Source organism: Bacteroides sp. (assembly GCF_029057325.1).
Classification (GTDB): Bacteria; Bacteroidota; Bacteroidia; order Bacteroidales; family Bacteroidaceae; genus Bacteroides.
The window spans coordinates 1-7,333 of sequence record NZ_JAICZW010000111.1 but is presented as its reverse complement, the minus strand read 5'-3'; the positions used below and the strand labels follow the sequence as shown (position 1 = coordinate 7,333).

At 46.8% G+C, this 7,333-nt stretch carries 7 protein-coding genes; 5 read left to right on the top strand and 2 right to left on the bottom strand.

Translation table 11 applies throughout. From position 1 onward, the window contains the following. Positions 1 to 681, top strand: a 681-nt coding sequence (locus tag K2G43_RS07010; RefSeq protein ID WP_300153749.1) for a glucuronate isomerase, incomplete at its 5' end; no start/stop codon positions are given. 681 nt (positions 682 to 1,362) lie between these two features. On the opposite strand, the gene K2G43_RS07005 is transcribed toward K2G43_RS07010, so the two are convergent. After that, a complete protein-coding gene (locus K2G43_RS07005) occupies positions 1,363 to 2,031 on the bottom strand; it encodes a bifunctional 4-hydroxy-2-oxoglutarate aldolase/2-dehydro-3-deoxy-phosphogluconate aldolase (protein WP_297644171.1) in 669 nt (222 codons plus the stop codon). A gap of 35 nt (positions 2,032 to 2,066) precedes the next feature. Next, positions 2,067 to 3,092 (bottom strand): sugar kinase, encoded by a 1,026-nt coding sequence (locus K2G43_RS07000; protein WP_297644172.1) that lies wholly within the window; start codon positions 3,090 to 3,092, stop codon positions 2,067 to 2,069. A gap of 260 nt (positions 3,093 to 3,352) precedes the next feature. On the opposite strand from K2G43_RS07000, the gene K2G43_RS06995 reads away from it, so the two are divergent. The 4 genes from K2G43_RS06995 to K2G43_RS06980 form a co-directional block, all read left to right on the top strand. Next, positions 3,353 to 4,435 carry a LacI family DNA-binding transcriptional regulator gene (locus K2G43_RS06995; protein ID WP_297644173.1) on the top strand — a complete coding sequence of 361 codons (1,083 nt, stop codon included), beginning with the start codon at positions 3,353 to 3,355 and terminating at the stop codon, positions 4,433 to 4,435. 32 nt (positions 4,436 to 4,467) lie between these two features. Beyond that, positions 4,468 to 5,769 (top strand): Na+/H+ antiporter NhaC family protein, encoded by a 1,302-nt coding sequence (locus K2G43_RS06990; RefSeq protein ID WP_300153746.1) that lies wholly within the window; start codon positions 4,468 to 4,470, stop codon positions 5,767 to 5,769. Between the two features lie 692 nt (positions 5,770 to 6,461). Continuing rightward, positions 6,462 to 7,013: a 30S ribosomal protein S16 gene (locus K2G43_RS06985; protein WP_297642640.1), complete on the top strand. Its 552-nt coding sequence runs from the start codon at positions 6,462 to 6,464 to the stop codon at positions 7,011 to 7,013. A gap of 124 nt (positions 7,014 to 7,137) precedes the next feature. Continuing rightward, the coding region (locus tag K2G43_RS06980) for a DUF4369 domain-containing protein (protein ID WP_300153744.1) at positions 7,138 to 7,333 on the top strand (196 nt) is incomplete at its 3' end.

Sequence of the window (7,333 nt, the reverse complement as noted above, 5' to 3'; positions counted from 1 at the left end):
GAATTCTATGCCGAAGATTACACCGAAACAGATATCAAGGCTATTTTCAATAAGGTATATAATGGCACCGAATTGACAAAAATAGAAATTTTGAAATTCAAGTCAGCCATGCTGGTTGTGTTTGGCGAAATGGATTGGGAGAAAGGCTGGACACAGCAGTACCATTACGGTGCTATCCGCAACAATAATAGCAAAATGTTCAAATTGATTGGTCCCGATACCGGCTTTGATTCCATCGGTGAGTTTACTACAGCGAAGGCGTTGGCAAAGTTTCTCGACCGCTTGAACTCTAAAGGCAAACTGACAAAAACAATTCTTTATAATCTAAACCCTTGTGCCAACGAAGTGATTGCTACCATGCTGGGCAACTTTCAGGACGGCACGGTTGCCGGTAAAATTCAGTTCGGTTCCGGCTGGTGGTTCCTTGATCAGAAGGACGGCATGGAGAAGCAAATGAACGCTCTTTCCGTTCTTGGCCTATTGAGCCGCTTCGTGGGTATGCTGACAGATTCCCGTTCCTTCCTCTCCTATCCGCGTCATGAATACTTCCGTCGTACATTATGTAACCTCGTGGGACGAGATGTGGAAAATGGCGAGATTCCCGCCTCTGAAATGGAACGCGTGAATCAGATGATTGAAGACATCAGTTACTATAACGCCAAAAAATTTTTCCAATTCTAAGTAGATAAACGAAAATAGCGTATCGAAGTAGTGACTTTACCCACATCTAAGCACTACTTTATCGCTATTTGACCCCATCTTATCAGGGTTGAAATCCTATAAAAAACGGTAACACGACTCTTAATGAAGTTGTGGTACGCCCCACTATAGATAAGCCCCAAGCTCTCAATAGCCCCACTATAAACATAAAAAAACGAGCAAGCTCTCACGAACCCCTCGCCCCTATAAGAAAAGCCTTAATGGCTTTTCTTTCTTAAAAAAACATCCAATGTTACCTAAAAACAAATCTTTCTTTTTACCTTCAAAAAAACGATATTTTTCAATCTCCTGAAAACTCTTACATTTTACCTTAATTTTTTCTAATCCAATCCTATAATCAAGTTTATAAATCAATCTTTTTACCTAACAAACTAATAACCTTTCTTGAAAAACATCCAATATGCAGTTTCCCAACTGCACTGCAAAGGTATGTTTTTTTTCTTTATCTGCAAACGATCGGCACACTTATCGCATACTTTATAACATTGTTTTAGAGAACAATCTGCATATTTACACTTCTAAACAATCTACCGCACATTCTCTTCCCCAAAAGACAAGCCACCGACATGCTGAAGCACATCGATGGCCCGTTCCCTTTAAACACCTTTAAACAAAATGATAGATTCCCTAAGGAACCGTTCCTTATTTTCTTGCTTCCGCAATGTAGCCTAATGCTTCCTTACATTTCTCTGTAACGTAAGCCCAATCTTCGGCGGCAACTTTTTCTTTCGGGAAAAGCTTGGAGCCCATACCTACGGCAAACACACCGGCTTTCACCCACGCAGTCAGGTTCTCTTGCGTCGGCTCCACACCGCCGGTCACCATAAGTTTGGACCACGGCATAGGCGCCAGCAAGCCTTTCACCAACTTCGTTCCCAATACGTCTCCGGGGAAAATCTTGCAAAGATCGCACCCTATTTCCTGCGCAAAACCAACTTCAGACACACTGGCGCAACCAGGAGTATAAGCCACCAAACGGCGGTTGCACACCTTCGCCACTTCGGGATTGAACAACGGACCCACTACAAAGCAAGCACCCAACTGTAAATAGAGTGCGGCAGTAGCAGGATCAATAATGGAACCAACCCCCATCGCCATTTCAGGGCACTCTTTGGCCGCAAACTTCACAACTTCGGCAAATACCTCGTGTGCAAAATCGCCACGGTTTGTAAACTCAAACGCACGGACACCGCCATCGTAACAAGCCTTCACAACTTTCTTTGCCACTTCCGCATCTTTATGATAAAAGACAGGCACCATTCCGGTAGAACCAATCTTATTCAATACAGCTATTTTATCAAACTTTGCCATCTTTCTATTTGCTATTTGATGATTTACAAATTACTTTATCTCTGCACGCGACCGCTTGCGTCACCACCCGCCAACGCTTCCACTTCTTCTGTAGAAACCAGATTGAAGTCACCGTTAATCGTATGCTTCAAAGCCGAAGCGGCTACCGCAAACTCAAGAGCAGCGCCTTGGTCGGACTTCGTCAGCAAACCGTGGATGATACCGCCTGAGAAGGAGTCACCACCCCCCACACGATCTATAATCGGATTGATGTCGTAACGCTTTGATTCGTAGAACTCTTCGCCGTTGTAAATCATAGCCTTCCATCCATTGTGAGTGGCAGAAAAGGATTCGCGCAATGTAGAAATCACATACTTGAAACCAAATTCCTTCGCCATAGCCTTAAAGATTCCCTTGTAGCCCTCGGCATCCGTCTTCCCGCCTTCCACATCGGCATCGGGTTTGAAGCCAAGACAGAGTTCGGCATCTTCCTCGTTGCCGATGCAAACGTCCACATACTTCATCAACGGTTTCATGATGGACTGCGCCTTCTCCTTTGTCCAAAGTTTCTTACGGAAATTGAGGTCAACCGACACCGTAACGCCGTGACGTTTGGCAGCCTCGCAAGCCAGACGGGTCAGTTCGGCAGCCTTGTCGGAGATGGCCGGAGTAATACCCGACCAATGGAACCAGTCGGCCCCTTCCATAATGGCATCGAAATCGAAATCAGCAGGCTCCGCTTCAGCAATAGCTGAATGAGCGCGGTCATAAATCACTTTACTGGGACGCATGGAAGCACCTGTCTCCAAATAATAGATACCTACACGGTCGCCGCCACGTGCAATGAAGTCAGTCTTTACACCGTATTTGCGCAAAGCATTCACTGCCGACTGACCTATTTCATGTTTCGGCAATTTAGTTACAAAATAAGCATCATGTCCATAGTTTGCACAACTGACGGCAACGTTTGCCTCGCCACCGCCATATACAACGTCAAAAGAATCGGACTGAACGAAACGGGTATTTCCCGGCGTGGATAGTCTAAGCATGATTTCACCCAATGTAACGACTTTCTTTCCCATAATCTTTTTCTGTTTTTATTTACTATATTTTTTAATTTCCTTTCAATTTATCAGTTCGCATCAAAATAAATTATTAAACCACTGACATACTGAATAATACAACGGTTTTAACCCACATCAGCAACCTTCCGTGTGCGGGCACAAAGATACAACAATTTTTGGAATACAGAAAATTATCATATATTTGTATCGAAAATATTAAGATTATCATTGTGTGCGAGCACAAAAATGCCACACAAATCTAAAAAGCGCAATACACCATGGCAGAAAGAATCAGAATAAAGGATATCGCCAAAATGGCAGATGTATCTGTAGGAACCGTTGACCGGGTTATTCACGGACGCAACGGTGTCTCCGAAGCCAGCCGAAAACGAGTGGAAGAAATCCTAAAACAACTGGACTACCAGCCGAACATGTATGCCAGCGCATTGGCTTCAAACAAGAAATACATATTCGCCTGCATGTTTCCGCAACACGAGAAAAGCGAATATTGGACAGACGTGGAAGCAGGCATACACAATGCGGTGAAAACCTACTCCGACTTCAATGTTGACGTACGGTTCTCCTATTACGACCCGTATGATTATCATTCGTTCGAGGAAACCGCCAGGCTCATCCTGCAATCGGAACCGGACGGAGTGCTGTTTGCCCCCACCATTCCACAATACACCAAGCCCTTCACCGATGAACTGACGCAACGCAATACACCTTATATATATATTGACTCCAACATCAAGGAGGAGCCTGCCCTATCTTTCTTCGGACAGGACTCACACCGAAGCGGCTATTTCGCCGCACAGATGCTGATGCTACTTGCCGGAGAAGACGCACGGGAAATCGCCATTTTCCGTAAGATAAACGAAGGCATCGTAGGCTCGAACCAGCAGGAACGCCGTGAAATCGGCTTCCGCGAATATATGCAGGAACACCACCCTTCCTGCCGCATCCGGGAACTGAACCTGCACGCCAAGCGAGACAGCGAAGACACCCGAATGCTGGACGATTTTTTTCGGAAACATCCAAACTTGCAGAATGGAATCACCTTCAATTCGAAAGCATACATCATCGGAGAGTATTTGCTAAAGAAACAGAAAACAGATTTTAACCTGATGGGCTACGACTTGCTGCAACGCAACGTTGAATGTCTGAAACAAGGAAGCATCTTCTTCCTCATTGCCCAGCAACCCACCCTGCAAGGATTCAACGGCATCAAGACCTTGTGCGACCATCTGATTTTAAAGAAAGAGGTCACAAGAGAAAACTTCATGCCCATCGACCTCCTGACCAAAGAGAACATCGACTATTACACGCTGCTGATGGACAGAGGACAAATACACGGGTGACAAACAACCATTCAAGCAAAAAACATACGAACATGCCCCTTATAGACACTCCCCCAAAACCGCAGGGCAACTGGTGGGCGCTCAGCCCGCTGATGGTGTTTCTCTGCCTCTATCTGGTAACCTCGCTGCTGGTGAACGATTTCTACAAGGTTCCCATCACGGTTGCCTTTCTCGTTTCGTCCGGCTACGCCATCGCCATCACAGGCGGGCTGAGTCTGGAACAACGCATCCTGCGGTTCTCCATGGGAGCCGGCGACAAGAATATCTTGTTGATGGTATGGATATTCATCCTTGCGGGAGCCTTCGCGCAAAGCGCCAGACAGATGGGTGCCATCGACGCCACCGTCAACCTGACGCTGCATTTGCTGCCAGACAACCTGCTGCTGGCGGGCATCTTCATCGCCGCCTGCTTTATTTCACTTTCGATAGGAACAAGCGTGGGAACCATCGTCGCCCTGACCCCGGTAGCCGTAGGACTGGCGGAAAAGACAGACGTGGCGTTGCCCTATATGGTGGCCATCGTGGTGGGCGGTTCGTTTTTTGGCGACAACCTCTCCTTCATATCCGACACCACCATTGCGGCAACCCAAACGCTGAACTGCCGGATGAAGGACAAATTCCGGGCAAACTCCCTGATAGTGGTACCGGCGGCAATCATCGTGCTGTGCATCTACATCGTGCAAGGGCTGTCAGTCTCCGTACCGGCACAAGTGGAGCCGGTTGAATGGCTGAAAGTCATCCCCTACCTCATCGTGTTAGGCACAGCCATAGCGGGTGTCAACGTCGTGCTCGTCCTGCTGCTCGGCATTATCTCAACAGGACTTATCGGCATCTGCACCGAAACACTCTGCTTCTTCGATTGGTTTGGCGCCATGGGGACAGGCATCACCGGCATGGGAGAACTGATTATCATCACCCTGCTTGCCGGCGGTATGTTGGAAATCATCCGCTACAACGGCGGCATCGACTTCATCATCTCACGCATGACCCGGCATGTCCGCAGCAAACGAGGAGCCGAGCTGAGCATCGCCGCACTGGTAGGCATCGCCAATCTCTGCACCGCCAACAACACCATCGCCATCATCACCATCGGTCCGATAGCCAAGGACATCGCCCGGCGCTTCCACCTGAACCGGCGAAAAGCGGCAAGCATTCTGGACACCTTCTCATGTCTCGTGCAAGGAATAATCCCCTACGGCGCACAAATGCTGATTGCCGCCGGACTGGCCGGCATCTCACCGCTGCTCATCATCGGGAACCTCTACTATCCGTTCTGCATGGGGACGTGCGCACTACTGGCGATATGGGTGAGATACCCCAAAAGATACTCATGAATCATATTTATGATTATTTAAGATTTTAAAACCGCGATGCGACTAACTATCCGTTTACGCGATTGAAGCCCAATAGTTTGTAGGGATGCGCTTGGGGGCATCCGCCCATTTATAAGAGGTACGGTTCTAAATGGGATAGTCATGAAATCGCAATCATATATATTTACATAAAATATTTTATCCGCGAAAATTTCATCACCCTTTATTCTTTTTGCCGGCACCTTGTCAGGGTCTGATCACCTCCATAGTTTCTTCGGTGTTTCTTCGGACGTTCTTCGGACATTCTTCGGTCCTAGGGAGTGGAGATTGTCCGAAGAACGTCCGAAGCCGAATAGGTCCTGGTAGGGGTAAGACAGGAAGCAGACAGGAAAGACAGGGGGAAAGTATAGGAAAGGAGATTTTTCTCACCGACACGTGCAGGCTGCGGGAAGACGCTGAAAAATAATTTACATTCAAAAAAAAGAGGAAGAGATAGATGCCCGATACTATTTTCACACCCGCCGACAATCCGGCAACAAAACCAAACGCATGCTCTTTTTTATAGCCAAACAGAATTGAATTGCAAAACATGCATGAACACGCAAATAAATCTGAAATCAGAATTCATAAATCAAAAAACTTTCGTATCTTTGCAACCGCTATTACGAGATAGTAGCATATTCAAATCATTAACTAAAAAATATTATTTTAAAATGGCAACAAAAATCAGATTGCAAAGACATGGACGTAAAAGCTATGCTTTCTATTCCATCGTAATTGCCGACGTAAGAGCTCCACGTGATGGTAAGTTTATCGAGAAAATTGGTACTTATAACCCGAACACCAATCCTGCCACTGTAGATTTGAAGTTCGACCGTGCACTTGACTGGGTTTTGAAGGGCGCACAGCCGACTGACACCGTTCGTAACATCCTTTCCCGCGAAGGTGTTTACATGAAGAAGCACCTGTTGGGCGGTGTAGCCAAAGGCGCATTCGGTGAAGCAGAAGCAGAAGCTAAGTTTGAGGCTTGGAAGAGCAACAAGCAGAATGGCTTGGCTGCCTTGAAGGCAAAAGAAGACGAAGCCAAGAAGGCTGCGGCAAAAACTCGTTTGGAAGCTGAAAAGAAGATAAACGAAGAGAAGGCAAAAGCATTGGCTGAGAAGAAAGCTGCCGAAGAAGCAGCAAAGGCCGCTGAAGAAGCAGCCAAAGCAGCAGAAGAGGCTCCCGCCGAGGAAGCTCCCGCAGTTGAAGCCGCTGCCGAATAAGGCAAAACGGTGTTTTTCACCAAAATATGGGATTATAACTGTAAAATCCTCTCCGGTTCGTGCCAGAGGGGATTTTTTATTATTATCTTTGCCGCAAATATTCATTCTTAAAAAACAAAAGCAAATGAAGAAATCAATTTATCTGCTCGCTGCCGCCGCTATATTCGCGGCTTGTAACGAAAACAAGGGTTACATCGTAACCGGAACCGTGGAAGGAGCCGCCGATGGCGACACCGTTTATATGGCTGCCGTAGAGGGACGCCGGTTGGTGAATATGGATTCCACCGTCATCCAAAACGGAACCTTCACTTTCAAAGGCG